This window comes from Bifidobacterium dentium JCM 1195 = DSM 20436 (assembly GCF_001042595.1).
Lineage (GTDB): Bacteria > Actinomycetota > Actinomycetes > Actinomycetales > Bifidobacteriaceae > Bifidobacterium > Bifidobacterium dentium.
This window is the reverse complement of the sequence record NZ_AP012326.1, coordinates 1,186,144-1,210,790: the sequence shown is the minus strand read 5'-3', so window position 1 is coordinate 1,210,790 and position 24,647 is coordinate 1,186,144. Positions and strand designations below refer to the sequence as shown.

Here is a 24,647-nt window from a genome sequence, read left to right as displayed (position 1 = left end):
TACCGCCCTCCGGCGGTCTACGCGCTGTCAGGAAACGGTCTTAGCGGAGATCAGCAGACCTTCCACATCCAGTTGTGCGGATCCTCGATCTCGCCGAGCTGAATGCCGAGCAGCTGGTTGCGCAGGGCGACGGTGAATTCGCCGGAGCCGCCATCCGCGACGGTCACGTCGAACTTCTCGGACTTGAAACGGCCAATCGGGGTGATGATGGCTGCGGTACCGCAGGCGAACACCTCGGTGACCTCGCCGGACTTGATGTCTTCGAGCAGCTGATCCAAGGCGATCATGGTTTCGACCACGTCGTGGCCATTGTCCTGGATGAGCTGAATCAGGGAGCGGCGGGTCACGCCCGGCAGGATGTTGCCGGTCAGGGACGGAGTCTCCACGTGGCCATCCTTGTGCACGACCATCATGTTCATGCCGCCAAGCTCCTCGAGGTAGGTCTTGGTGGCGGCGTCCACGAAGCAGACCTGTTCGCAACCGTGGTCAATGCCGGTGTATTCACCGAGCAGGGAAGCCGCATAGTTGCCACCGCACTTGGCGAAGCCGGTGCCACCAGGGCCGGTACGGAACCACTTGTCTTCAACCCAGATGCTGACCGGCTTCACACCGCCCGGGAAGTACGGACCAGACGGGGAAGCAATCACGCAATAGTCCACTTCATGCGGTGCCCGCACGCCAAGGAACGGCTCGGAGGCGAACATGAACGGACGCATGTACAGGGTGTACTCACGACGGGACGGCACCCAGTTCACATCACGCTTGACGAGAGCAGCCACGGAACCGATGAAATCGTCAATCGGCAGTTCCGGAAGGTACAGACGCTTGGCGGAATTCTGGAATCGTTCGGCATTCGCATCCGGGCGGAACAGCCAAGTGGAGCCGTCGGCGTGACGGTAGGCCTTGAGACCTTCGAAGCATTCCTGAGCGTAATGCAACACGGATGCGCCCGGATCCATCTTCAGCGGCGTATACGGTTCGATGCGGCGATCGCCCCAGCCTTCGCCCTTGGTCCAGGTCATGTGGGCCATATTATCGGAGAACACCTGACCGAAGGCCGGCTTGTCGATGAGCTCGGCGCGCTTGGCGTCGGATGCCGGGTTGTCGTTAGGGAGCACGGTGAACTTCTCGGTGAGCTTGTCAAGCTCCGCCGGATCGTGATGATTCTGTTCAGTCATTCTTAACTTCTTCTTATGCATCAGCCGCTTTCGCGGCATGCGGATGTTGACATGCCAGCGCTTGTGGCGCCGGCTCTGGTTAGTACTTTCTCACACCATAATCTCAATCGATAACCATCGTTCGCGATATGAGATGGCATGAAACGTAGCGGAAACAAAGGAGTCCGCGCATGCAATCTACATGCGCGGACTCCGTAATCGAACGCTTGCGGAAACGAGCTATCTCACTCGGCGTCGGCGGTCTCGGCGGCGTCGGCGGCCGGGGCTGCCTCAGCGGCATCTTCCGGCACCTCGACGGTGACGACGGACTCTTCCGGATCCTCAACGTCAAGCACGACGCCTTCCGGCAGCACGACGTCCTTGGCGAAGACCTTGGCGCCATCGGTCAGGCCATCGACGTTGACCACGATCTTCTCGGGCAGGTTGGCGACGTCGGCGCGGACCTTGAGCTCCTGAATGTCGACGAACGCGACGGCGGCACCCTTCGGAGTGCCTTCGACGAACACCGGCACCTCGACGTCGATCTTCTCGCCGGCCTTGACCTCATAGAAATCAACATGCTCGACGATGCGCTTCACCGGATTGCGCTGCACGTCCTTGACGATGGCCATCTTGGTCTGCTCGCCGTACTTGATGGTGAACAGAGCGTTGGTGTGACGCAGGGACAGGGTGGTCTCCTTCATCGGCAGCTGCACGAAGACCGGAGCCTCACCGCCGGCGTACACGGTGGCCGGAATCAGCTTGGCGACGCGCAGACGGCGGGCAGCGCCCTTGCCGAACTCGGTACGAGCGGCGCCTTCGAGGGTAATGGTGGTAGCCATAATCGATATCTCCTTGATATTCGTTCTTCTGTTTCGGCGCATCAACGAGCCGCGAAGACACTCAAGGAGTGCACTCACACGCCGAGTCGATTACGGAAGCTCATGCTTCCCTCGCCAAGACAACAGTCCTTAAGTATACACATCGGTCTGACAATGCGTGTTCAACGCCGCAAAGGTGCGGAACACACGTACAATCGAACACATCGGTCATCATGTATGAACAGGGAACGAATACACGAAATCAAAGAATCGAGGCAGCAATGAGGCGCACCCATTCTGATATCGCCCGCACCATCTGCATTGCAACGGGAGCCGCGGCCGTGGCATCTGCGGGAGCGCTGGCCATTTGTGCAAATTCGCTGTTCAGGTTCGCTTTGGACTCGCAATGCAAGAAGTCCATGTTCCGTCAGTCCCCGCCGGACGATCCGGAACGCGAACGTCTGATGAATACCGGCGAGGCACGCGAAGCCGGCGTATGGTTTCAAGAGACCAAGCAGCCGGTCACCATCACGAGCTTCGACGGTCTTACGTTGCATGGTTGGCTGTTCGACCCGGATTGCATAAGCCCGAAACCGCATCTTTACGCGATTTGCTGCCATGGGTATACGGGTGAGCCCGCGGAGATGGCAACATGGGCGCATCGCTTTGCACGCCTCGGTTTCACGGTGCTGGTGCCGGCGCAGCGCGCGCATGAGATGAGCGAGGGGCGCTATACCGGCATGGGATGGCTGGAACGCAATGACCTGCTCAATTGGATTCATCTGATCATCGAAAGCGATCCCGAAGCCCGTATCCTGCTGCATGGCAATTCGATGGGCGCGGCAACGGTGATGATGACCGTCGGAGACCCAAGGTTGCCCCGTAATGTGGTTTCCGCCATCGAAGACAGCGGCTACGCGTCGGTGAGACTGCAATTCATCGATACGTCCCGTGCGATGTTCCATCTGCCAAAGCTGCTCGCGGCGATGTGCGTGGACGCGGCGGGACTTGTCTGCAAGTACAAGGCCGGCTACGACTTCAACGATGCCTCGAGTATGGAGCAACTCCGCCATGCGACGATTCCGGTGCTGTTCGTCCACGGAGACGCCGACACCTTCGTATCCCCACGTTTCCTCGATATGAATTTCAACGCCTGCTCAAGTCTCGACCGTGAAAAGTTGCTGGTGCCAGGCGCCGATCATGTGATGGGCTCGGTGGTGGCGCCGGACGTGTACTGGCGCAAGATCGAACGATTCGTCAGGCGAACGTTCAGATTGTAGGATTCGTCCGTTTCACCGCTTCTCGCCGGGATTGCAGATCTGCATGGCCACGCCGTCCTCCATGATCTGGAAGCCGTGCTTCTGGTAGAACGACGCGTTCTTGCTCTCCTCCGGCATGACCTCGATATACAGGTAATCACGGTATCGGTCTTTGACCATGCCGACCAGATGCCCGGCGATGCCGTGACCCTGATATTCCGGATCTACAAGCACGTAGTGCATGTAGGCCACCATCTCGGTATCGTCAAGCACGCGCACCAAACCGGCAAGACGGTCACCATCCCAAGCCGAAAACACGGTGGACGAGCCCATCAACGCCTTGTACAGGCGTTCCGGATACTCCCCTGACACCCAGCCGACGGAACGGAATAGCCGCTGCGTCTGCTCTTTGGTGAACTTCTTCTCATCGGTATATGTAATCTCCATAACCTGCACGGTATCACACGCTACCCCCTTGACAATCAAAGGCGAGGCCGTGATCTTCCGTCAGGCGGTGTGGCTTCGCACCACGTCGAGGATGGTTGCGCCTCCAAGCAGGGCCATGACGCCACCGGTAACGATGGAAAGGATGCTTTTGCCGCGTGAACTGGTGAGTTTGGCGGAGAAGGTGGCGGCCGCACAGGCCACGACGGTGAGAATCACACCGCCTTCGATGGCGTGGATCAGTCCAAGCGACAGACCCATTTGGAGATTGCCGACGCCGGACACGAGGAACTGCGGGATGACTGCGATGTAGAAAACGCCTATTTTCGGGTTGAAGAAATCGGTGAGGAAACCGCGCCACCATGAAGAGAACAGGCTTGGCCTGGAGGTCGGGGCGATCATGGACCGTGCGACGGATTCCGTGGATGCGGTGGAGTCATCGGCGGCTTCCCGAGGTTGCATTTCGGTTTGCTTCGTTGCGATGCCAAGCTTGCGCTTCGCCCAATCGGACATGCCGGACATGCTCCATGCCAGATAGAACAGATACATGCCTCCGATCACGCGGATGATGTCATAGGCCAGCGGGAATGCGGAAATCAGTGCGGCCAGGCCCAATGACGCGGCGACGGCCCATACCAGCACGCCGCATTGGATGCCGAATCCCGCCATGATGCCGTTGCGTCGCCCATAGTGGATTGCCTCGTTCATGGTCATCACCATGTCGAGACCTGGCACCATGGCCATGGCTCCGGCCAGCACCGCGAACCCCAGCAACGCCTGCATGTACGTCATGTCGTTCCTCCCATTGCGTGACGCATTCCACTATGCCATCATGGAAGGTCATTTCCCCTATGCAGAAAAGCCTCCAAACATGAAAAAGCGTGATGTCCCGCCGCTATCCACGGTGGGACATCACACCCTCATATCGCATTCGCCTTTGGGATTCCCAACGGCCATCCATCGGCGAATCGATGTGACTGAGCACTCAGAGCATCGACTCGTACAGCTTCTCCAACGATTCCTCGGTGGTGACGAGCTGGGAGCCCGGCGTGTTCACAAGATTGCCCGGAGAGACCTTCTGGGCGTTCTGCGCCAACCATGGAATGTCCTTCTTCTCGATGCCGAGATCGCGTAGCGTCACGTTGAGATCAAGATCCGCGAGCAGTCTCTTCACTCGTGGCGCGCAATCCTCGGCGGTGAAGCCGCCCAGAATCCTCGCGATACGACCGTACTTGAAGCGGTTGCACTGATAGGTCGCTTCGATGGCGGTCGGCTCGATGGCAGCCAGGCCCTTGCCATGGGTGACGTTCCTCAGACCACTGACCGGATGTTCCATGGCGTGCGCCAGAGTGATGCCGGCGGTGTTGATGACCATGCCGCCGATGGTGCCGGCGAGACAGACCTTGGCCCACTGTTCGTCGGTGCCCTCACCTCGATACAGGCTCACGATGTTGTTGGCGATGAGCGGAATTGCATACAGGGCGAGCGCATCGGTGAACGGCTGTGCATTATTGGCGGTGAACGCCTCGATGCAGTGACATAGCATGTCGCAACCGTTGGCGGCGATCACGCTGCTCGGCATCGTGCGCATCAGGTCGGGATCAACGATGGACGCGGTGGCCACAAGCGCCGGGCTGCGCAACGACTTCTTGTCGCCGTTGTCCGGGTTGGTCATGACCGCGAAGCCGTTGGCCTCGGATCCGGTGCCGAAGGTGGTCGGCACGAGGATGAGCGGCAGGGCCTTGTCGGAGGTACGCTCGCCATAGATGTACTCGCTGACGCCACCCTCGTTTTCGGCCATGAACGCGATGCCCTTGGCCGCATCCATGGTGCTGCCGCCGCCCAGACCGATCACGACATCGACCTGCCGGTCCTTGGCGAGTCGGGCACCCTCATCGACCGTGGTGGTCAGCGGGTTCGGAGTGACCTTGTCGAAGAGCACCGTGGTCAGGCCCGCTTCTTCGAGCAGGCCGCGGACCTTGTCGTAGGTGCCGCTGCTCTTCACGGAATGGCCGCCGGTGACGATCATTGCGGTGGTACCGTGCGCGGAGGCGATCGTACCGACCTCACGCACCTTGCCCTTGCCGAACACCAGATTGATCGGCAGGAAGTAGCCGAAACCGTTCGCCCACTCGTCGGGGGCGCTGGCTTCGGACGCTGCAAGGTTGATGATCGCGGAGGATTCGGAAACCGTCTTTTCCTGTTCGTCGCCGTTATCGAGTTCGCTGACGTACAGCTGCGCATAATAGCCGAACTTGTCCTTGTAGACCATCTTGCTGAAGATGAAGAACACGACGCCGAGCGCGGACCAGCCGGCGACCATGAGCCATTCCTGCGGAGCCAGGGTCACACCGGTGCCCGGAAGGATGTACAGCATGATCATGATGCCGGACATCAGCACGGCCATGGTGCCGATGAGCTTCCAATGCTTCACCCGATACGGGCGAACTATGTCCGGTTCCTTCACATGCAGGATGATGAAGGACAGCGACACCATGCAGTATGCGAGGATGCATCCGAAGTTGCCTGCGTCCACAACCCACACGAGCATCTTACGTCCGGCGAACGGTGCGAGCACGCTCAGGATGCCGACGACGATGATGGCGACGTACGGGGTCTTGGCCTTGGAATGCAGCTTGGTGAAGAAACGCGGGATCATATAGGACTCGGCCATGGAGTACATGGCGCGGCTGCCGCCGATCATGAACGAGTTCCAGCTGGTGAGGATGCCGCACATGCCGGCGAGAATCAGCACCTTCGCCATGATGTTGCTGTGGAAGGCCGCGGCCATGGCGTCGGCGGTGACCAAGCCGGTGCCATTGGCGGAGGCGGCGACCTGATCGCCGGTCATCACGTAGCCTACGGAGAAAATCACCAACGCATAGAAGCTGATGCCCAAAACGATGGAGAGGATGAGGATCTTGCCGATCTTCTTAAGCGGCACGTTGATCTCTTCGGCGGCCTGTGGAATCACGTCAAAGCCGATGAAGAAGAACGGGCTGACGGCGGCGACCTTGACGATGGTGGCCATCATGCCGCCCATGCCCGAGCCTTCGAACATCTGGTCCTGCAGGTTGGAGGCATCTCCGGTGATCACGGATGCCGCGATCAGCAGGATGCCGGCGGCGCCGATGCATAGGGTCAGAATGTTCTGCAGCTTGGCCGCGATCTGCGCACCCATGATATTGATGACGGTGATGAAGACGGCGAACAGCACGGCGGTGCCCAGCCATGTGGCGTAGATATCGAATCCTGCGACGGAGTATAGGTACCCCTGCAGGAAGTCCGGCCACACATACGTGATGATGGTCGGCAAGGCGCACGCCTCGAAGCAGACGACGCTCACGTAACCGAGTACGATGGCCCAGGTACAGACGAATGAGCCGATCGGTCCCATGGCACGCATGCTGAACACATGCTCACCGCCGCATTCGGGCATTGCCGGCGTCAGCTCGGCATAGGTCATGCCGATGAAAAAGATCATCACGCCGCCGAGGATGAAGCCGAGCATGGCGCCGATCACGCCTGCCGTACCGATCCAGTCGCCGGTGGAGACCACCCATCCCCAGCCGATCATCGCGCCGAAGGCGATCATCAGGATGTCAAGGGAACTGAATGACTTTTTGAATTCCGAAGTTTTTTTAGTTGGCGTTTCCATCGAAAGTTCCTTCCTCACGTAAGCTCTGCGATGGCGATTCACAAAAGCGGAAAGAGGCCGCGCTCCCCTCGAGTTACGGCCCCTGTGTCCGGTTATTCGTTCAGCATTTCGACGAGCATGAGCAGATACTGGCAGGTCTTCTCCCAGCCGAGCAGGCTGCTGTTGATCAGCAGGTCGCGCTGGCTCCGGTCACCACGATTGGTGCCGGTGATGTACTGATGCCTGCTGCGGTTCTTCTCGTCGTTGTAGCTGACGATCTCGCGCGCCTTCTTCTCGCTCACGGATTGGTTTTCCATGATCGCGCGGATGCGGTCCTCCTCCGGCGCATAGATGAAGATGTTGATCAGATCGTCCCTGTCCTGCAGCAGATAGTTGGCGCTGCGGCCGATGATGACGCAGGATGATTGATCGGCCATCTTGTGCATGGCTTGGTATTGCAGGGAGATGACCTTGTTCGTCAGGTTCGCGTAACGCGGACCGAGTGTCGTCTCGAAGGTATAGGGGACGTTCGTTCCCTTATCGGCCTTTTCCACGAGCTCCTTGTCCACGTCCAGATCGTTGATGATCTTATCGACGAGGTCACGATCGTAATATTCGATGCCGAGCGCCTTGGCGAGCATCTTTCCGATTTCCGGACCACCGGCGCCGTATTCGCAGCCGATGGTGATGACCATGTGCTTCATACTGCTCCTCCTTTCATAGGTATGTTCACGATTCGGGAGCCAACGGGCCGATCACTCAGACAGGGCCTCGATGGTTTCCGCGATGATGGAGGTCGCCTTGTCGGCATCCTCCTCGGTGATGATCAGCGGCGGGACCATGCGGATGACGTCCTTGCCGATGGCCGTGATGAGCAGTTTGCGGTCGAGACAGCCATGCTTGACATCCACGGCATTGATGGTGCCGTCGAATTCGACGCCGACGAACAGACCCTGGCCACGGGCCTCCTTGACGTGCGGCAGCTTGGACAGCTTATCGATGAAGTAGGCACCGACCTTCTTGGCGTTGCCCGGCAGGTCACGATCGATGATTTCGGTGACTGCGGCAAGCGAGGCTGCGCAGCAGACCGGGTGACCGCCGAAAGTGGTGCCGTGAGAGCCCATGGTGAAGGCCTTGGCCACCTCTTGCGTGGCGCAGATCGCACCGATCGGCATGCCGCCGCCCATGGCCTTGGCCATGGAGACGATGTCCGGCTTGATGCCATAGTTCATGTACGACATGAGCGCACCGGTACGGCCCCAACCGGACTGCACCTCATCAAGCAGCAGCAGAATGCCCTTCTCATCGCAGAACTCGCGCAGTCCCTGCAGGAATTCCTTGGTCGCCGGATGCACGCCGCCTTCGCCTTGGACCGGCTCGACCATGATGCCGATGGTGTTCTCGTTGCAGGCCGCCTTGAAGGCTTCAAGGTCGTTGAACGGAGCATAGGAGAAGCCGTCGGTCATCGGGCCGAAACCGACCTGACAGGCGTTGTCCGGCTGACCGGTCGCGGACATGGCGCCGAAGGTGCGGCCGTGGAAGGATTCACGGGCGGTGACGATATGATACTTGTTCGGGCCGTACTTCTCGACGCCGTACTTACGTGCCATCTTGATCATGGCCTCATTGGATTCGGTGCCGGAGTTCTGGTAGAAGATCTTGTCCATGCCGATGGCCTTGCAGATCTTTTCGGCGAGCAGCACCTGCGGCACGGTGTACGGATAGTTGAAGGTCTGCATCAGGGTGGCGGCTTGGTCCTGCACCGCCTTGACGACCTTTTCATTGCAGTTGCCGACGGAGTTGACGGCGATGCCCGCGTAGAAGTCGAGATACGGGGTGTCGTTCTCGTCATACATATAGACGCCCTTGGCGTGATCCGCAAGGAAATCGAAACGCTCGTAGGTTTCGATCATATAGGTGTCGACCTTGCTCTTGATGTCTTCGAATGTCAATCCGGTGTCCTGCAGCCTCATGATGCGACTCTCCTTGCTTCTTGTGACGAAAGGTCTTGAAACGGCCTGCCCGGTCGTCTCTTCCGGCCGGAACTGGGACTCATTATGTTTCCTCTCGAAACCGTTTCTCCAGTCATCCAAGCCCAAATTTGGTTGTGCTTGAGCACAATCGATTTGTCGTAACATACGTACGACGCTGAAGAACGGATGAACGATCGGTAAAGAACGGTAATATGGGGCCGATATGATGGTGCTTGGCCGCAGCCATGCGAACGCGATGTCCACGACATCTCGAAACACACTGTAAAAGCTATATTTCGCGGAGATTACACATGACTTTGGAATTACGGGAGCTGATTGAAGGGTGTCCGGACGTTCCTCTTCATCCGGCCGCCGGCGAAGACGGACTCGGTCACCACGTCACTTGGGTACATGTGCTGGAGTCCACTCAGATGATCGATTACTTGGCCGGCGACGAACTGATCCTCGTCACCGGCATCGCCTTGCAGGAGGATGGGGCTCTGCTTAAACACGTCAAGTCCCTGTACGAGCATCGCGCGGCGGGCATCGCCCTCGACATCGGGCATTTCTTTATGGAGCCGCCCGAGGATGTGGTGCTCTTTTGCGAAGAGCACGGCTTCCCACTGTTCACCATTCCGAAAAGCGCGCCGTTCGAAAACATCGCCCGCCCGCTGTGCCGCCGCCTCATCGAGGAGGAGACGAAGGAACGCATGGTGAGCGCCGCGTTCCAGAACGCCATCTCCTTCCCCGACCAGCAGGAACTGTATACGGCGACGCTTTCGGAATTCCATTTCGAAATCGAATGGCGTTATGCCGTGGCAATCGTGCAGGTCGAGAACTATGCGGGCGACCCGTATGTGCGACTGAACCTCATCGCCGCGGAAATCAGGAGATACCTGCACAGGGACGTACGTTTCAGCACCGTATTCAGCGCCTGGAAACAGATTATCGTCGTCATGCACTGCGACGAACCGCAACAGCTGCGTAACTGGGGGCGCGGCATACTGACGATCGTCGAGCACGCGCTGCGCCGGCAGGAGACCGCCTCCATCGGCGTGGGAAAACTTACCAAAAGCATACGCTGCGTCAGCAAAAGCCACCGTCAGGCGGCCTCCATCCTGAAGCTGCAATCACGGAAAAAGCTGGAGGACCGCATCAATTTCTTCGACGACCTCGGCGCATACCGGGTGTTGCTCGGCATCGAGGATCCGGAAATCTCACGGGAATACCACACGCAGATTCTGGGGCCGCTGATCGAATACGACAAGGAATCCGACTCCGACCTGCTGGACGTACTGCGGTGCTATCTCAATCACAATGACAGCGTGAAAGAGACCGCCGACGAGCTGTTCGTACATCGCAACACGGTGAATTACAAAATCTCCAAGGCCGCGGAAATCCTGTGCATGGACCTGTCCAAGCTTGACAGCAGGCTGCAGCTGTTGCTCGCCTTCATGCTGATGGACATGATGTAGGGTCAGCCATTCACTCTACGATATGCATCCGCCCCTCCCGCCGCATCATTCGACGATCATACAGCCGCAGGCGACGGCAATGACCGGAACGAAGACGGACGCCACGAAGTATCCGGCGAACGCCGCTATCCTACCGCCGCGCAGCAAGGTGACGGTTTCGTTCATCATGGTTGAGAAGGTCGAGAATCCACCGAGGAAACCGGTGGCGAGCAGCAGACGGGCAGCCTGAGGCACGACGGAACGCGCATACAGGCCGGCGACGATTCCCGCCAGAAAACCGGCTATCACATTGATGACGAATGTGGACATCGGGAATGCCCTATGCCAGCACGCCTTGATATACGAATCACAGACATAACGCGCGGAAGCGCCGAGTCCACCACACAGGCACACCAGAATCGGCAGGAATGCATTCACTTCATGCCCCCTTCCTCGTATTCGCGATATGCGAACCGGTACGGGAGCCCGCATAGGCGAACGCGAATCCGGCAAGGAACGTCACGACGCAGTAGATGACGGCGCCAGGAGTATCTCCCCCATGCAGCAACGTAAACTGTTCCAAGGCGAGCGTCGACATGGTGGAGAGCCCGCCGCACAGGCCCATGCCGAAACCACGGTTCACGTATTCCTTGACATTGCCCGTAAGACGCGCGGAACCGCCCAACCATGCGGATAACGTCGCATAGGCGAAGCAGGCGATCATGTTCGCCGTGAACGTACCGAAGTGAAACGCCCCGTAATCGGCGATGAACGAGCATGCATACCGCAGGCCGGTGCCGATGCATCCGCCGACGAACACCACGCCCATCAAATCCCATCGAATGATGTGTTGTCGTGACATGCCCGCCAGTATAGTCACTTCCACGACCGGGATTCAGCCCTTGTGAACATGCAGGTCAGGCACAGGGAAACGGGACGGTGCCTCCTGCTTGTCATCGGCATTTCCGACACTGGTCTGGTTGCGGCGCGCGGCATTGCGCAGCATGGTTTCGTCGAACGTATCCAGCCAGTGCAATTCAGCTTCGGTGGCGAAGATATGATGATCCAGCACTAGGCGCGCCGCAATGTTATCGGCGTCGGTGAGTCGTTTGGCGCGGGTGACGTCATGCAACAGCCGCTGCAGGCAGATACGTTGCCGTTCGATCAACCGATCAAGATCGACCCCCGGCGTGACCGCGGCAAAGGCGAGTTTCATGACCAACTCATCCCTGCCACGCTGTTCCAGCGTGACCGGTGTCAACCACCATTGCTCGGCTTCCCGACGTCCATCATCCGTCAGTTTCCACACCACGGCCTCGTCGTGTCGTTTAGGCTCCTCCTCGATCAACCCATCCCGATGCAACCGTTGCAGGGTGGTCGAGATCTGCCCCATGTTCAATGGCCAAATCCTTGATGTGGTGCGTTCGAATCCCTGCTTGAGTTGATATGCGGTGGATGGGCTCTGTTCAAGCAACGCCAGCAATGCCTCTCGTATGGCCATATCGTCCTCCTGTTCCCTTTAATCGATGGTACGTCGCGTCAGATTGCGGGGAGGACTGGTTACCAGCCAGGCCGATAGCGATCCCGCCGCAATGACCGTTATGGCAAGCGCAATCTGCAGTTGCCAGCAAGGTACGGTTTCCAGCCATGCACCGTCGATGCCGATACGCCGGCACCACGCAATGTGGTAGCAGCCAAGGGCGAGGCCGGCGATCATGCCTAACGGCACCCCCGGCAACAGTATCGTCATCGCCTGCACAAGACCGAGGCGACGTAAAAATCCCGGTGAGGCTCCCACCGCATGCATGGTGGTCATGTCACGGATGGTCTGGGTTCGGGACAATAGCAGCGACACCACCGTGGCCGTCAGGGCAAGCAGGCCAAGCGCCACGATGGGAGCAAGCGTGATTTTCGCACCATCGGCATCCGTCGCCCACTCGTATTGGTACCGTTGACTGGTCATGTTCACCAATGGCATGCCGCTCGTCGCCTTGCGCAACCGCTCGATGGCACTCCATCCATGCACATGGTCCAATGCGGCGATGTCGCCCACATAGCGCAAATTGACGATGCCGAGCTCACGTGCCGTACGCTCGCTCATGGCCAGCGGGTAAAAGCCCTTCATCCATGTCGCCTTGCGGACGGATTGCCTTACGACATGTTCCGAACCGCTGTTCCCGTCATCATCAAGGGTGCGGTGGCTCACCTGCAGGGTGACCGTACCGTCCTCTCGCAATGCCGCCGCATTGCCGACGACCACACCGCCTTCCTCCAAGGTGCGTGCGGCCTGCTCGGCATTCGGGAAACCCGTCATGCGCATCGCATCGGCAGACATGATGATCACGCTGGGATCCATGTTGATCATGGAAAGGCCTGTGTATCCGACCGCCTCGTACGACTTGGACCAGTTCACGCAGTATGGCGTACCGTTCGGGTCGAAGGCGGATGCCATATCCTGCCCATACTGCTGCCGTTCGTTCACCTCGCAGTGCAGTTCGGTGGCGGGAAGCGCCTTGACGGTAGGGTATTGTGCGTAGATGTCGTCGTATGCCTTGCCCGTCAGGTTCATCGTGGATTCCGCATCCGGCTGAGCCAAGGCATAGATCGGCTGGTGGTCTTTGAACGATGCGGTATCGCCCAGCTTACGTATGCCGTCGGCAACCACCATGCGATCGGTATCGTCGTTCACCGGCACCTCCGCGGACAGAATCACATGGGATTGACCGTGCACAAGTTCCATGCTCCTATCGTTGGCCAGAGTCGAGCCGATCAGCACCATGGCATAGGAGGCCAATGCCATGGTCAGCACGACCGCGATGGTGGCAGGTACGAACCTGCGATGGTGTTCCGCCGAATCACGCAAACCCGTTCGTATGGACAAGGGCAGACTTCGACCGACCGCACCATATATGACGATAAGGCCTTTCACCAGCCGCACCAGGCCAATCATGGCCAGCACGATGGCGGCGACCAACAGCACCAGGGATGTTCCTGAGCCTTCCGGCAACACTCCCGGCGAAGAAACATCCGAAACCTTCACCCGCATGCTCGTCACGGCGCATCCGCAGGCCGCCAGCATAAGCATGGGTCCCGATATCAGCGCAATCTTTCCGGCACCTTTTCCTGCATAACGCTCACGTTCCAGCCCATCGGGCCGGTCCCGCAGCGCATCGACCACATTCATACGTCCTGCACGGCGTGCCGGCATCCATGTGGCGAAGGCTCCGATCAACGTGGACGTCATGACGACCAGCGGGAACAGCCCCCATGGAATCACCTGCGGGATCTCATGAACGTCGACATGTATGACGGAGGGAGCCATCGCATATATTCCTCCGATACCGGCCAGCATGCCAATGACACCACCGGCGAATCCCGAACAGACGCCTTGCAGTCCGAACATGTTCCGTACATCGCGTGGCCCGGCACCGCAGGCTGAGGCGAGACCCATCGTGCGACGTGATTGATCGACCGATATCGAGAATGCAGGCGTAACCAGACATAGCACGAGCGCGACGCCCATGGCCACGGCGACTATGAATCCCACGGCGTACTGCAGTAGCGCCTGGCTATCGATACGCGAGGGATATCGCTCGGAAGCATTCGGGTACCCATCGGTAAGCACATGCCGTGATACCGCCACCGTCTGAAGCAGATTCATCTTCTTGACCTGCCGCCAAGTGATCGGCTTATCGCCGACCACGAGGTAATGTCTGTCCACTCCGGCACCACCGTCGCGGGCGACCATGCCGGACATCCATCCGTCCCGGGCCCAGGCTTTGGAGATGGCGTCATCGGCAACGATGCCACTGATGCGCCAGGCACGCTGTGAATTCTGTATGACTGCGGCTATGCGGCCATTGGTGCTATACGATCCTTGAAAAGGCGGGGCTATCAGTGTAATCGTATCGCCGATGTCGGCTCCGATCCGCGAAGCCAATCCACTGGTGACGACGATTTCATCGGCATTGCTCGGAACCGTTCCTTCGCTCAGCTTCGGCAGTAGCATACCGAGCGCTTCCGCGCCGGCCTCGCATAGCCGTGCGGTGCCCGTGCCGGATTGCGCCAGGGTGCCGCCGATCGACGAATTCTTCGCCGACTCGACCTGCCCCGGCTGCAGGCCGGTTGCCATGGCGGCTATGAGCTGTTCGGAATCCCAATACGGCAGCAGCTTGTCCGAGGACGGCACAATACGTTTGAGCTCGTCTTCGCTCGCCGGTTGCTGAGTAATCTCATCCATCCAGATGGACGCTCCCTCAGGGGGTTGTTCGAACGGATTCCCGTCGCGCTTTACCGCGGTTGCAGTGATTACGGCTTGAGCGCCTTCCGGTATGCTTCGCAACGCCCGCTCCCGCATGGGCGGAGCACCCGTCATCAATGTGGCGCCGACGATCAACGCCATCATAGGCAAGGCGATAAGCAGCGTGGAGAACGTCGTCCGAGCACGATGACGGCACATATCACGCCAGGCAAGTCGCAGCACGGATCGAAGGGCGAAGATACGGGCCATGTCTATCGCCCCGATTCCACGGCATCATCGGATTCAAGCATGGCATCGAAATCCGTGGGTCCGGTCTCATCCACGATTCTTCCGTCTCGGATGAACACCGTGCGATCGGACCAAGCGGCATAGCGTGGCTCATGGGTGACCATGAGCACGGCGGCACCGGCGTCGGCACGTGCACGCAGCACTTCGAGAATCTTCAATCCGGTATGGGAGTCCAAAGCCCCGGTCGGCTCGTCGGCCAGCAGAAGCCGCCGTGGACCGACCAAGGCACGGGCGATGGCCACGCGCTGAGCCTGACCGCCCGACATATCCTCCGGCCTGCGGTCGGCGAGATCTTCAACGCCCGCTTCGCGCAATGCCTCCATTGCCGCATCATGAGCCTTCCTCGGCGCCCATCCATCCAGCTCAAGCGGAAACGACACGTTCTCCACTGCACTAAGCGACGGCAGAAGATTGTAATCCTGAAAGACATAGCCGATCAGTCGCCGCCGCAACATGGCCCGCTGCGCCGCATCGAGTTTCGTCAGATCGACGCCGTCGACGAACACGCGCCCTTCCGTAGGCAGGTCGAGCCCGCCGGCGAGATTGAGCAACGTCGATTTTCCCGAGCCCGATGGCCCCATGATGGCAACGAATTCTCCGGCATGCAAGGTGAGATCCGCATGCTCCAGCGACACCACCCTGCTGGCACCCGCTTCATGGACTCGTGACACATCGGCAAATCGCAATACCGGTGCATCTTCGGCATTCGTTCCGAAGTCGGCCATGTCATCCCCTTCCCATGTAGTTACTGAGTAACCTTATCCATAATGTTACTCAGTAACCATCCTGAGAAACGCCGAAGACGATGCGCCGCCATATCCGTGGAGACCGTTCAGGAAGGTGATTTCGCCTTGTGCGAAACATGCCTTCCCGAACGGCCTCCACGATGTCAGGGATTACGGTCGAACATGCGGCCAAACGGTCAGTCGAGACGCTCGTATGCCACGGCGTCGACCGGTTCGAGCCACTCGTTGCTCATGGCGGAAGGGTCACCGGCAGGCACCATGAATGCGAGGTGCGAGAACGCCTCACCCGGAGCGGCGCCGTGCCAGTGCTTGGTATCGGCCGGAATGCACACGGCCTGACCCGCCTTGAGCCCCTTCGGCTCCTGCCCGTCGATCTGGTAATAGCCACGTCCGCCTACTGCGATGAGCACCTGCGCGCCACCATGATGGATATGCCAATGATTGCGGCATCCAGGCTCGAAGGTTACGTTGTGGATGGCGATTTCCGGGGCATCAAGCACCGGCGCCAGATAACTTTGTCCAACGAAATACTGTGCGAAACCGTCATTCGGATCGCCCATCGGAAATGCACTTGGATTGTTCATACCACGTATTCAACGCCCATGCAAAAAGAATGTCCAATGAGTGTCCGACATGTTCTTCCATAGTTTTTTTGCATGGAAACCGATGATAAGCAGGGTATTGGTTTCCTCCGGTCGAACATGATAGCTTCGAATCATACCGTTTCGATCATAAGCGAAGGAGCACGATATGGTAGACATGCGATATGCGCCTCTGGGATGGTCCGGCATTCAGGTCTCCAAGGTCTGCCTCGGCGGTATGAGCTTCGGCGAGGCATCCCCGGATTTCCACCAGTGGACCATCGACCAGGATGCCACCGAACGCGTCATCGGCCATGCCATCGACAGCGGCGTCAATTTCATCGACACCGCCAACTGCTATGCGTTCGGCACCTCCGAAACGTACATCGGCCGTGCGCTCAAACGTCTGGGCATCAGTCGCGACAGAGTGGTTTTGGCCAGCAAAGTGTATTTCAACGAAGGGCATCTATCGCAAGAGGCCATCAATCATGAAATCGACGGCACCCTCAAGCGGCTTGGCACCGACTATCTGGACCTGTACATCATTCATCGATTCGACTATGGCACACCCATCGAGGAGACCATGGAGGCGCTGGACGCACTCGTCAAAGCCGGCAAGGTACGTGCGCTCGGCGCCAGCGAGATGTACGCCTACCAATTCCACAACATGCAGGTTACGGCGGAGGCGAATGGCTGGACGAAGTTCACCAGCATGCAGTGCCACTACAATCTGCTCTACCGCGAGGACGAACGCGAGATGATTCCGGTCTGCCGCCAGTACGGCGTAGCCCTGACCCCATACTCCCCCATGGCTTCCGGCCACTTGGCAAGACCGAAATGGAATTCGGATTCCAAAAGAAGCATCACGGACAATACGATGCGCAGCAAATATGATCGGGGCATGGAGCAGGATCTGCCGATTATCAGGCGGGTCCACGAAGTCGCCGAGCGCATCGGCGTGCCGATGGCCCGCGTCGCCCTAGCCTGGCATTGGGTCAAAGGCGTGACCGCACCGATTGTCGGCTGCTCGAAACCGGAACGCGTGGATGACGCCATCGCCGCGCTTGACCTGCAACTCACCGCCGAGGACATCGACTACATCGAGGAACCATATACCGCACACGAATTGGTGGGCCCTCTGGCCCGCCCCGGCGAGCGCGCCTTGGCCGGCACCCTCGCACCGAAGCGCAGGTAGACTCGTCTTCGTTTTCCGGGCCTTTATTTCGCCTCAAGTACGCTTCGGCGCCTGAGCCATGCGTAGAAGCCGAGGCAGATGAACACGGACAGGAGCGAGCCGGCCGGCGCTGCGATACCCATCGGGAACAAGGTGTGCGGGAACATCTTCGACGCCAGGTATGAACCGGGCACGCGCACCAACGTGATGGCGATGATGTTGTGGATGAAGCCGATATACGAACGTCCGCAGGCGGCGAAAAAACCGGAGAAACAGAAATGCACGCCGGCGAAGATCGCGTCGACGATGTAGCTGCGAATGTACTGGACGCCCAGCACGATCACGGTGGCATCGGTGGTGAACAGACCAATGATGGAGCTTGCGGTCAATTCCACGACGACGGAGATGGCGATGCCATACGCCACGGTGATCGCCGTGGCGTATTTGAGCGTTCGTATTGCACGTTCCGGTTTGCCTGCGCCGATGTTCTGCGCGGATATCGCCGAAACGGTGGCAAGCATGGAGGATGGTACGAGGAACAGCATGCTGATCACCTTTTCGACCACGCCGACGGCCGCGGCATCATTGAGACCGCGATAATTGGCGATGATGGTGATGATGATGAACGCGACCTGGATGCAGCCGTCCTGCACCGCGGTCGGCACGCCGATTTTGAGAATGCCGCCAAGCACATCGCGCCGCGGACGCAGATTCGCCGCATGCAGGCGTATGCCCGTTCGCTTGTGCCGGATGGCGGCGAACGCCACGATCACGCTGATGGTCTGCGCGAGTGTGGTGCCGAGCGCCGCGCCGGACGGTCCAAGCCGGAAATGGCCCATGAACAGATAGTCAAGCGCGATGTTGCAGACGCAGGCCACCGCGATGAAGTACATGGGGCTTTTCGAGTCGCCCAGACCACGGAAAATCGAACTGATGATGTTGTAGGCGACGATGAACGGAATGCCGATGAAGCAGATTGCCAGGTATTGCGTGGTGCCGCAGACCGCTTCGGCGGGAGTGCCGATAAGCGTGACTATGCCCTGCACGTTGAGCAGCAGCACGGCGGTGAGCACAAGCGCGACGCCGGCAAATAACGTGATGGTGTTGCCGATGGCCTCGGCGGCATCGTCAAGTCGGTTCGCACCTACCGTCCGACCGATGGTCACGGTGGCGCCCATGGCGAGCCCGACGATGACGACGGTGAGCATGTAGAGCACCTGACTGCCATTCGCAACGGCGGTGATGCCATCCACGCCGATGAACTGTCCCGCAATGAACAGGTCGGCCATGCCGTACAACGTCTGCAGAAAATACGACAGCAGGTACGGCAAGGCGAACGTGACGATGGTTTTGAACACGCTGCCGCTAGTCAGATTCTTCTCCATATACCCCTCTTGACCGTCATGGTTTCCAGCAGTCAGACTAACCCCTTCAACAGTCATGCAGTCAATTCGGGCGCCCCTGCATGCCCACTATGTGACACATATTCTCAGCGGCACAGCATGCGGAAATCGCTACGACGCGGCTGATTTCCGCATCTACTCCGCACTGCCTCGTTCGATGATGTGAAAATCGACCGTCACCGATCGCGGCTCGATAATCACTTCCGAATCGGACTCGATCCTGCCGAACAACATATCCAGACTTGCCGCCGCCATATCCTGCGGGCTGACGGACACACTGGTCAATCCGGGGTTAGTGTAGGCGCCATCCTCCAGACCATCGAAGCCGATGACGGCGACATCGTCCGGCACGCTGAGGCCGCATTCGACAAGTGCGCGCATGGCACCGATGGCGATTGGATCCGTGGCGCAGAACACCGCGTCGAAGTCATTGCGCTCACCGAGTACGCGAAGCATGGTTTCGTATCCGGCTTGCCGGTTCCATGCACATGGAACCGCATTCTTCGCAAGATTACAGTCCAGCGAGAGTTCGTCCAGCGCCTCGATTGAGCCCTGCAATCGCAACGCCGCGGAGTTCGGCGCCGTCTCAAGCCGCTCGAGCCCGTTGGGCCACAAGCCGAGAAGAAGGATCCGCGAGCGCCCATGCGCATGCAGATGCCGGATGGCTGCCGCGGATCCTTCGAAGCATGGCGTGAACACACAGTCAACGCTTCCCCGAAGTCCGAATCCGTCGATGACCACCAGCGGATGGGTCTTGCCGAATTCGACGATCGGCGCATCCGTGCCACTCGGCCAGCAGATGATGGTACCGTCACACACCTGCATGGCCGCACTGGATAGCATACGTTTTTCGAAGTCGCTGGAGAAGCGGGTTTGCTGCAGTACGGTCTGATAGTCATGACGCTGCGCGATGTCGGAGACGCATGCGGCCAGCTCGGCCGGAAAGATCAGATCGAAATCGGAGATGGTGACGCCGATGATGTGGCTTTTGCCGGAACTCAGTTGTCGTGCCGCCAGATTCGGTCGGTAGCCGAGTTGCGCCGCGGCCGCCCGCACGCGTGCCGCGGTTTCAGGTTTGACAATCGCCTTGCCGCGCATCGCGTTGGAGGCCGTCATGCGGGAGACCCCGGCAAGGCGGGCCACATCATCCAAAGTAGTCATGGTCAGATCATACCGTTCAGCCCATGATCGGCGCCGTTGCGCGCGAATACCGGAATCACATCGAGCGGCGCTTCGACGGTGACGGTCCGCCCACCTTCGTGACTGTTGCCGTCGTGCAGGTTCATCCAAGTCGTTTCCGGTCCACCCGGCAAATACACTTTACGCGAGCGCACACCGGATTCGGTGACGGGCGCTATCAGGAGATCCGGCCCGAACAGGTATTCGTCGGCGATGTTTGCGGCCTCGTTGTCACCTGGAAAATCGAAGAACAGACCACGCACAAGCGGCTGGCCGCTCTCATGCGCCGCCGCAAACAACTGGCGCGTGTAGGGACGCATGGCCTCGCGCAGGTTGATGTACTTGACCATCAGCCTTTCGATGTCTTCGCCATAGCTCCACGGTTCGTTATCGGCACCGGTGGTGATGTGGTCGATGGGATTGCCGATACGGTCGACGGTCGGCCTGCCTTCGATTTTGGTGTAGGGCACGCGATTGCCGTGGTTTCGCATGACTGGCGAGAAACAGGAAAATTCGCACCAACGTGCGTACAGCTCCTTGAATTCCTCGTCGTCCAGACCGCCATAGTTGAAGCCGCCCATGTCGGTGGTGAACCATGGAATGCCGGCCGCGCCCATGTGGATCGCACAGGTGATCTGCGCCTTCAGGTCCTCGAAGGTGGAGTGCACGTCACCCGACCAGATGAGTGATCCGTAACGCTGCGAGCCCGCCCATCCGGCACGCGTGAGGTTCACGATGTCGCCCTCGCGGCCGATGGAACGCTGTCCGTCGTAGAAGGTCTTGTTGTACAGTTGCGGATACACGTTGCCGACCTTGCCCACCGGTCCGATGTGATACAGGTAGTGCGCGTAATCATAGTCACCGCCCCACTCCGGTTCGGCCTCGTCAAGCCAGAAGGCGTCGACGCCGAGATCGGTATAGTTCTTACGGCATAATTCCCATACGAAGTCACGTGCCGCCGGATTGGTGACGTCGAAGAACTGGTTATCACGCGGCCACCACATGCCCACGTCTTTGCCTTGGCGGGTTTTGGCGAGGTAGTTGTGGTGTCGCATCTCGTCGTAGTTCTCGGATTGCAGGTCGATCTGCGGCCAGATGGAGACCATGAGTCTGATGCCCATTTCGTGCAGCTCGTCGGCCATGGCCTTCGGATCGGGCCAGAATTCCTCGTCGAAGCGGAAGTCGCCCATAAGTGGCCAATGGAAGAAGTCGATGACGATCAGATCGATCGGAATGCGCTTCTTCCTGAAGGTACGCGCCACGTTCAGCAGTTCCTCCTGATTCCAGTAACGCAGTTTGCATTGCCAGAAACCGAGACCCCATTCGGGCATGACAGGAGCATGCCCGGTGGCGTCGGCATACTGGTTTTCAATCTGCGCATTGGTGCCGACAGTGATCCAATAGTCGATCTGGTCCGCGACTCCCGCCTTCCATTCGGTGCGGTTGTTGCCGAAGGTCACGGAACCGACCGCCGGATTGTGCCACAGGAATCCGTACCCTTTGCTGGAAATCATAAACGGGATGGACACTTGGGAGTTGCGATGCGCCAGTTCCAAAGTGGAGCCTTTGAGGTCCATGACCGGCTGCTGGTATTCGCCCATGCCGTAGATATGTTCACCCGCGTTCGCTTCGAACATGACGGTGGGCGATTCCGCCCCGTCCATACGCGGATTGTGCGCGCGTGCACGCAGACGCAATGCACCGCCATCAGTGCATTCGCGTAGCAGACTCTCACCGGTTTCGGTGTTGAGGAACGTTAATCGGCAGATGCTGACATCCGCAGACTGTTCATATTGTTCGGCCCGTACCGTTATGAGTCCGTTCGTCAATTCCGCTCGATTGCCATCGATGGCGATCTTCACTTCTTGCGGGTCGGCCTTCGCTTCCAGCAACGCCCAATCGGCATCGATGACAGGCTGCATGAGCCTGGAACGCACGCGCACGCTGTTCGTTCCCCACGGTTCGATACGAAGATATTCGCCGTCGCCGGTCCAGTTCAATGCGTCATCGTCGATGGTGAAAGTAACTCCGGTGTTTTCGCGTGTCATGATGTTGCTCCTTACCAGTCGCACGCACTTCATTGTCACCATAAAATTGTAGCGCTACAATTGTAGCGTTACAATTTTGCGTGTCCCATTCTTCCGCACCTCGGACAATGCCTTCGTCATCAATACCGACCGCTGGTATGTATAATTGTGCCAACATCACCGATCAATCATGTGGCAGGTGGCAGATGGCACGCAACGCACACCCCGAAGTAACACGTCAGCGCATCCTTGACGCCGCACGAACGCTGTTCGCCAGGCAGGGCTACGAGCGCACCTCCATCCAAGACATCATCAACGAACTCGGCGACCTGAGCAAGGGCGCCATCTACCACCACTTCCCCAGTAAGGCCGCCATTCTCTACGCACTTACCGAAGTCGATACCGCACGGGTCAACGCCACCCTACCGCTTGACGACGATTCCCTGAACGGACTGCAGAAGATTCAGCACTGGCTGCTTGCCAACGCCACCGACCAGGAGCACATGCTACTCATGCGAGATGCGTTTCCCCTGCTTAACGACCCGAAGATGCTGTCCGAAAACCTCAAGTACTGGCGAACCACGAATGCCGACATGTTCCGTCAATGCATCGAAGATGGCATCACGGACGGTTCCATCACCACGCAGTATCCAAGAGAGGCGGCCGAATTACTGGCGTTGCTGTCCAACTATTGGCTTGCACCGATGTTCTATCCAGCCACTACGGACGAATTGAAACACCGCATCCGATGCCTCCTGACCATGCTCACCGCGATCGGACTGCCGCTATTCGATCCCGATTCCCCCGAAATCGACGCCCTGGCGAAAGGGATCGCCATGCTCAACGCAAAACCGGAGCACATCGCCGAACCATAGTCGCCGCAAACGCCACTCAGCCTATCCTTCGACGCAATGCGTTTCGCCTTCTCATTGATACATACCGTCGGTCGGTATCAATCACATCCTCACCAGAAAGGTCCTCCATGTTCAGAGAAACCCGATCCCCTCTACTTACCTCTACGTTCATTGCATTGGTCGCAGGTCAAGGCATCTCGCTATTCGGCAACACCATGCTACGATTCGCCATGTCGATGTGGGTGCTGGATGCGACCGGTTCCCCGACGGCCTTCGCGACGGTACTTGCGGTTTCCGTCATCCCGACGATCATCATCGGCCCTTTTGGCGGCGTACTGGCCGATCGCATCAACCGACGCACCATGATGGTGGGGCTGGATGTATTATCCGGTATCGTCACCGTTCTCTCGCTGATCTGGATCACCCGGGTAGGCTTCAGCATCACCGTCATTGCGGGCGTGCAGATCACCTTGGCCGTTCTGGACGCTTTGGAGACGCCGACCGTACAGGCGGCGCTCCCTCAGATGTTCAAACGTTATGGCGCAGGGACCTTGCGGCAAGGCATGGCCGTCATCAATCAGGTGCAGCAGCTCAGCAATCTGATTCCCAGCTTCATAGGCGGTATCTTGTATGCATGCTTCGGCATCCGTCTCATGATGACCATTACCGCGCTCTGCTTCGCAGTGGCGGCCCTCGTCGAATGCCGCATCCATCTCGAATCCCCACGTGCCGAGTCTGACGGGGAAAAGCCGTTTTCGCCTATCGGCGACCTGAGAATCGCCTTCCTGTTCCTGATTCGCGAGCAACCGGCACTACTGAGACTGATTGCGCTGTGTGCGTGGCTGAATTTCATTCTGGTCGGTTTCAGTTCGGTGAGTTTCCCGTTCATCGTACGGAACACGCTCGGTTTCGACGCTGCCGTCTACGGCACCTGCGACGGCATCGTCGGCATTGCGGGCCTCATCGGCACGTTCGTCGCCGGGGTATGCGCAACGCGCCTACGGCCCCGGCATGCCTCTCTTTCGCTATGCATTGAAGGTCTTCTGATCCTGCCACCGGCCATCTCGTTCATGATGCCGGTCGATGCATGGACGCGACTGCTGGTACTCACCGGCTGTTTGGCGATTGGCATGGTCGCCGTTGATTTCCTGAACCTCATCACGTTTCCGACCATCCAATTCAAGACCCCGGAATCCATGACCGGCAAAGTGATGGCCTTGGTCACCTCCGTGGCCACATGCTCCCAACCACTTGGACAGATGGCATACGGCTGGCTGCACGGATGCCTGCCAGTCTGTCTGATCCTCTTGGGTTCGTCACTGGCGATTCTGCCGTTCGCCGCAATGGCGCGTCCGATGTTCGACGAGCTCGAGTCATAGCCCCCAGATA

Annotated in this window: 21 protein-coding genes; 5 read left to right on the top strand and 16 right to left on the bottom strand. The window is 58.8% G+C overall.

What is annotated here, in order from left to right; translation table 11 throughout:
- Positions 1–50: 50 nt before the first annotated feature.
- Positions 51–1,178 carry a branched-chain amino acid aminotransferase gene (locus tag BBDE_RS05205; protein ID WP_012902126.1) on the bottom strand — a complete coding sequence of 376 codons (1,128 nt, stop codon included), beginning with the start codon at positions 1,176–1,178 and terminating at the stop codon, positions 51–53.
- Positions 1,179–1,402: 224 nt separating this feature from the next.
- Complete coding sequence (locus BBDE_RS05200) at positions 1,403–1,999, bottom strand: 50S ribosomal protein L25/general stress protein Ctc (protein WP_012902125.1); 597 nt, start codon at positions 1,997–1,999, stop codon at positions 1,403–1,405.
- A 260-nt stretch (positions 2,000–2,259) separates the two neighbouring features.
- Between BBDE_RS05200 and BBDE_RS05195 the strand changes: the two genes are divergently transcribed.
- A complete protein-coding gene (locus BBDE_RS05195) occupies positions 2,260–3,258 on the top strand; it encodes an alpha/beta hydrolase (RefSeq protein WP_012902124.1) in 999 nt (332 codons plus the stop codon).
- 12 nt (positions 3,259–3,270) lie between these two features.
- Here BBDE_RS05195 and BBDE_RS05190 read toward each other — a convergent pair whose 3' ends face one another.
- The 5 genes from BBDE_RS05190 to BBDE_RS05170 form a co-directional block, all read right to left on the bottom strand.
- Positions 3,271–3,684 carry a GNAT family N-acetyltransferase gene (locus tag BBDE_RS05190; protein WP_012902123.1) on the bottom strand — a complete coding sequence of 138 codons (414 nt, stop codon included), beginning with the start codon at positions 3,682–3,684 and terminating at the stop codon, positions 3,271–3,273.
- 60 nt (positions 3,685–3,744) lie between these two features.
- On the bottom strand, positions 3,745–4,473 hold the full coding sequence (locus BBDE_RS05185; protein ID WP_003840274.1) for a LysE family translocator: 729 nt from the start codon (positions 4,471–4,473) through the stop codon (positions 3,745–3,747).
- A 193-nt stretch (positions 4,474–4,666) separates the two neighbouring features.
- Positions 4,667–7,339, bottom strand: coding sequence for a bifunctional amino acid transporter/iron-containing alcohol dehydrogenase (locus BBDE_RS05180; protein ID WP_003840275.1), 2,673 nt, complete (start codon positions 7,337–7,339; stop codon positions 4,667–4,669).
- Between the two features lie 92 nt (positions 7,340–7,431).
- Positions 7,432–8,022: a cytidylate kinase-like family protein gene (locus BBDE_RS05175; RefSeq protein ID WP_003840277.1), complete on the bottom strand. Its 591-nt coding sequence runs from the start codon at positions 8,020–8,022 to the stop codon at positions 7,432–7,434.
- A 51-nt stretch (positions 8,023–8,073) separates the two neighbouring features.
- A complete protein-coding gene (locus tag BBDE_RS05170; protein WP_003843914.1) occupies positions 8,074–9,291 on the bottom strand; it encodes an aspartate aminotransferase family protein in 1,218 nt (405 codons plus the stop codon).
- 311 nt (positions 9,292–9,602) lie between these two features.
- Between BBDE_RS05170 and BBDE_RS05165 the strand changes: the two genes are divergently transcribed.
- Positions 9,603–10,766 (top strand): PucR family transcriptional regulator, encoded by a 1,164-nt coding sequence (locus tag BBDE_RS05165; RefSeq protein WP_003840283.1) that lies wholly within the window; start codon positions 9,603–9,605, stop codon positions 10,764–10,766.
- 45 nt (positions 10,767–10,811) lie between these two features.
- On the opposite strand, the gene BBDE_RS05160 is transcribed toward BBDE_RS05165, so the two are convergent.
- From BBDE_RS05160 to BBDE_RS05135, 6 genes are all read right to left on the bottom strand, one after another.
- Entirely contained in the window at positions 10,812–11,183 is a 372-nt protein-coding gene (locus BBDE_RS05160; protein WP_012902122.1) for a fluoride efflux transporter FluC, read from the bottom strand.
- A 1-nt stretch (position 11,184) separates the two neighbouring features.
- The gene (locus tag BBDE_RS05155; RefSeq protein ID WP_012902121.1) at positions 11,185–11,607 is read right to left on the bottom strand and encodes a fluoride efflux transporter FluC; all 423 of its coding nucleotides are present in this window, start codon (positions 11,605–11,607) and stop codon (positions 11,185–11,187) included.
- A 33-nt stretch (positions 11,608–11,640) separates the two neighbouring features.
- A complete protein-coding gene (locus tag BBDE_RS05150; RefSeq protein ID WP_003840288.1) occupies positions 11,641–12,246 on the bottom strand; it encodes a PadR family transcriptional regulator in 606 nt (201 codons plus the stop codon).
- An 18-nt stretch (positions 12,247–12,264) separates the two neighbouring features.
- Positions 12,265–15,255 carry an ABC transporter permease gene (locus BBDE_RS05145; protein WP_003840289.1) on the bottom strand — a complete coding sequence of 997 codons (2,991 nt, stop codon included), beginning with the start codon at positions 15,253–15,255 and terminating at the stop codon, positions 12,265–12,267.
- Between the two features lie 2 nt (positions 15,256–15,257).
- Positions 15,258–16,019, bottom strand: coding sequence for an ABC transporter ATP-binding protein (locus tag BBDE_RS05140; protein WP_003840290.1), 762 nt, complete (start codon positions 16,017–16,019; stop codon positions 15,258–15,260).
- 197 nt (positions 16,020–16,216) lie between these two features.
- Positions 16,217–16,624 carry a cupin domain-containing protein gene (locus BBDE_RS05135; RefSeq protein WP_003841865.1) on the bottom strand — a complete coding sequence of 136 codons (408 nt, stop codon included), beginning with the start codon at positions 16,622–16,624 and terminating at the stop codon, positions 16,217–16,219.
- A gap of 166 nt (positions 16,625–16,790) precedes the next feature.
- Between BBDE_RS05135 and BBDE_RS05130 the strand changes: the two genes are divergently transcribed.
- On the top strand, positions 16,791–17,816 hold the full coding sequence (locus BBDE_RS05130) for an aldo/keto reductase (RefSeq protein ID WP_003840298.1): 1,026 nt from the start codon (positions 16,791–16,793) through the stop codon (positions 17,814–17,816).
- A gap of 23 nt (positions 17,817–17,839) precedes the next feature.
- Here the strand turns inward: BBDE_RS05130 and BBDE_RS05125 are convergent, their stop codons facing one another.
- The 3 genes from BBDE_RS05125 to BBDE_RS05115 all read right to left on the bottom strand — a co-directional run bounded on the left by BBDE_RS05125 (position 17,840) and on the right by BBDE_RS05115 (position 22,425).
- Positions 17,840–19,180 (bottom strand): MATE family efflux transporter, encoded by a 1,341-nt coding sequence (locus tag BBDE_RS05125; protein ID WP_033489687.1) that lies wholly within the window; start codon positions 19,178–19,180, stop codon positions 17,840–17,842.
- A 153-nt stretch (positions 19,181–19,333) separates the two neighbouring features.
- Complete coding sequence (locus tag BBDE_RS05120) at positions 19,334–20,359, bottom strand: LacI family DNA-binding transcriptional regulator (RefSeq protein ID WP_003840301.1); 1,026 nt, start codon at positions 20,357–20,359, stop codon at positions 19,334–19,336.
- 2 nt (positions 20,360–20,361) lie between these two features.
- Positions 20,362–22,425: a glycoside hydrolase family 31 protein gene (locus BBDE_RS05115; RefSeq protein ID WP_012902119.1), complete on the bottom strand. Its 2,064-nt coding sequence runs from the start codon at positions 22,423–22,425 to the stop codon at positions 20,362–20,364.
- A gap of 185 nt (positions 22,426–22,610) precedes the next feature.
- Here BBDE_RS05115 and BBDE_RS05110 point away from each other — a divergent pair, with 185 nt between their 5' ends.
- Together BBDE_RS05110 and BBDE_RS05105 are read left to right on the top strand one after the other, a co-directional pair.
- Positions 22,611–23,279 carry a TetR/AcrR family transcriptional regulator gene (locus tag BBDE_RS05110; protein ID WP_003840304.1) on the top strand — a complete coding sequence of 223 codons (669 nt, stop codon included), beginning with the start codon at positions 22,611–22,613 and terminating at the stop codon, positions 23,277–23,279.
- A 107-nt stretch (positions 23,280–23,386) separates the two neighbouring features.
- The gene (locus BBDE_RS05105; protein WP_003840306.1) at positions 23,387–24,637 is read left to right on the top strand and encodes an MFS transporter; all 1,251 of its coding nucleotides are present in this window, start codon (positions 23,387–23,389) and stop codon (positions 24,635–24,637) included.
- Positions 24,638–24,647: the final 10 nt, after the last annotated feature.

Excerpts from the sequence above, each read along its gene's own strand:
- BBDE_RS05205 (WP_012902126.1), bottom strand. The coding sequence starts at position 1,178 with ATGACTGAACAGAATCATCACGATCCGGCGGAGCTTGACAAGCTCACC.
- BBDE_RS05200 (WP_012902125.1), bottom strand. The coding sequence starts at position 1,999 with ATGGCTACCACCATTACCCTCGAAGGCGCCGCTCGTACCGAGTTCGGC.
- BBDE_RS05195 (WP_012902124.1), top strand. The coding sequence starts at position 2,260 with ATGAGGCGCACCCATTCTGATATCGCCCGCACCATCTGCATTGCAACG.
- BBDE_RS05190 (WP_012902123.1), bottom strand. The coding sequence starts at position 3,684 with ATGGAGATTACATATACCGATGAGAAGAAGTTCACCAAAGAGCAGACG.
- BBDE_RS05185 (WP_003840274.1), bottom strand. The coding sequence starts at position 4,473 with ATGACGTACATGCAGGCGTTGCTGGGGTTCGCGGTGCTGGCCGGAGCC.
- BBDE_RS05180 (WP_003840275.1), bottom strand. The coding sequence starts at position 7,339 with ATGGAAACGCCAACTAAAAAAACTTCGGAATTCAAAAAGTCATTCAGT.
- BBDE_RS05175 (WP_003840277.1), bottom strand. The coding sequence starts at position 8,022 with ATGAAGCACATGGTCATCACCATCGGCTGCGAATACGGCGCCGGTGGT.
- BBDE_RS05170 (WP_003843914.1), bottom strand. The coding sequence starts at position 9,291 with ATGAGGCTGCAGGACACCGGATTGACATTCGAAGACATCAAGAGCAAG.
- BBDE_RS05165 (WP_003840283.1), top strand. The coding sequence starts at position 9,603 with ATGACTTTGGAATTACGGGAGCTGATTGAAGGGTGTCCGGACGTTCCT.
- BBDE_RS05155 (WP_012902121.1), bottom strand. The coding sequence starts at position 11,607 with ATGTCACGACAACACATCATTCGATGGGATTTGATGGGCGTGGTGTTC.
- BBDE_RS05150 (WP_003840288.1), bottom strand. The coding sequence starts at position 12,246 with ATGGCCATACGAGAGGCATTGCTGGCGTTGCTTGAACAGAGCCCATCC.
- BBDE_RS05145 (WP_003840289.1), bottom strand. The coding sequence starts at position 15,255 with ATGGCCCGTATCTTCGCCCTTCGATCCGTGCTGCGACTTGCCTGGCGT.
- BBDE_RS05140 (WP_003840290.1), bottom strand. The coding sequence starts at position 16,019 with ATGGCCGACTTCGGAACGAATGCCGAAGATGCACCGGTATTGCGATTT.
- BBDE_RS05135 (WP_003841865.1), bottom strand. The coding sequence starts at position 16,624 with ATGAACAATCCAAGTGCATTTCCGATGGGCGATCCGAATGACGGTTTC.
- BBDE_RS05130 (WP_003840298.1), top strand. The coding sequence starts at position 16,791 with ATGGTAGACATGCGATATGCGCCTCTGGGATGGTCCGGCATTCAGGTC.
- BBDE_RS05125 (WP_033489687.1), bottom strand. The coding sequence starts at position 19,180 with ATGGAGAAGAATCTGACTAGCGGCAGCGTGTTCAAAACCATCGTCACG.
- BBDE_RS05120 (WP_003840301.1), bottom strand. The coding sequence starts at position 20,359 with ATGACTACTTTGGATGATGTGGCCCGCCTTGCCGGGGTCTCCCGCATG.
- BBDE_RS05115 (WP_012902119.1), bottom strand. The coding sequence starts at position 22,425 with ATGACACGCGAAAACACCGGAGTTACTTTCACCATCGACGATGACGCA.
- BBDE_RS05110 (WP_003840304.1), top strand. The coding sequence starts at position 22,611 with ATGGCACGCAACGCACACCCCGAAGTAACACGTCAGCGCATCCTTGAC.
- BBDE_RS05105 (WP_003840306.1), top strand. The coding sequence starts at position 23,387 with ATGTTCAGAGAAACCCGATCCCCTCTACTTACCTCTACGTTCATTGCA.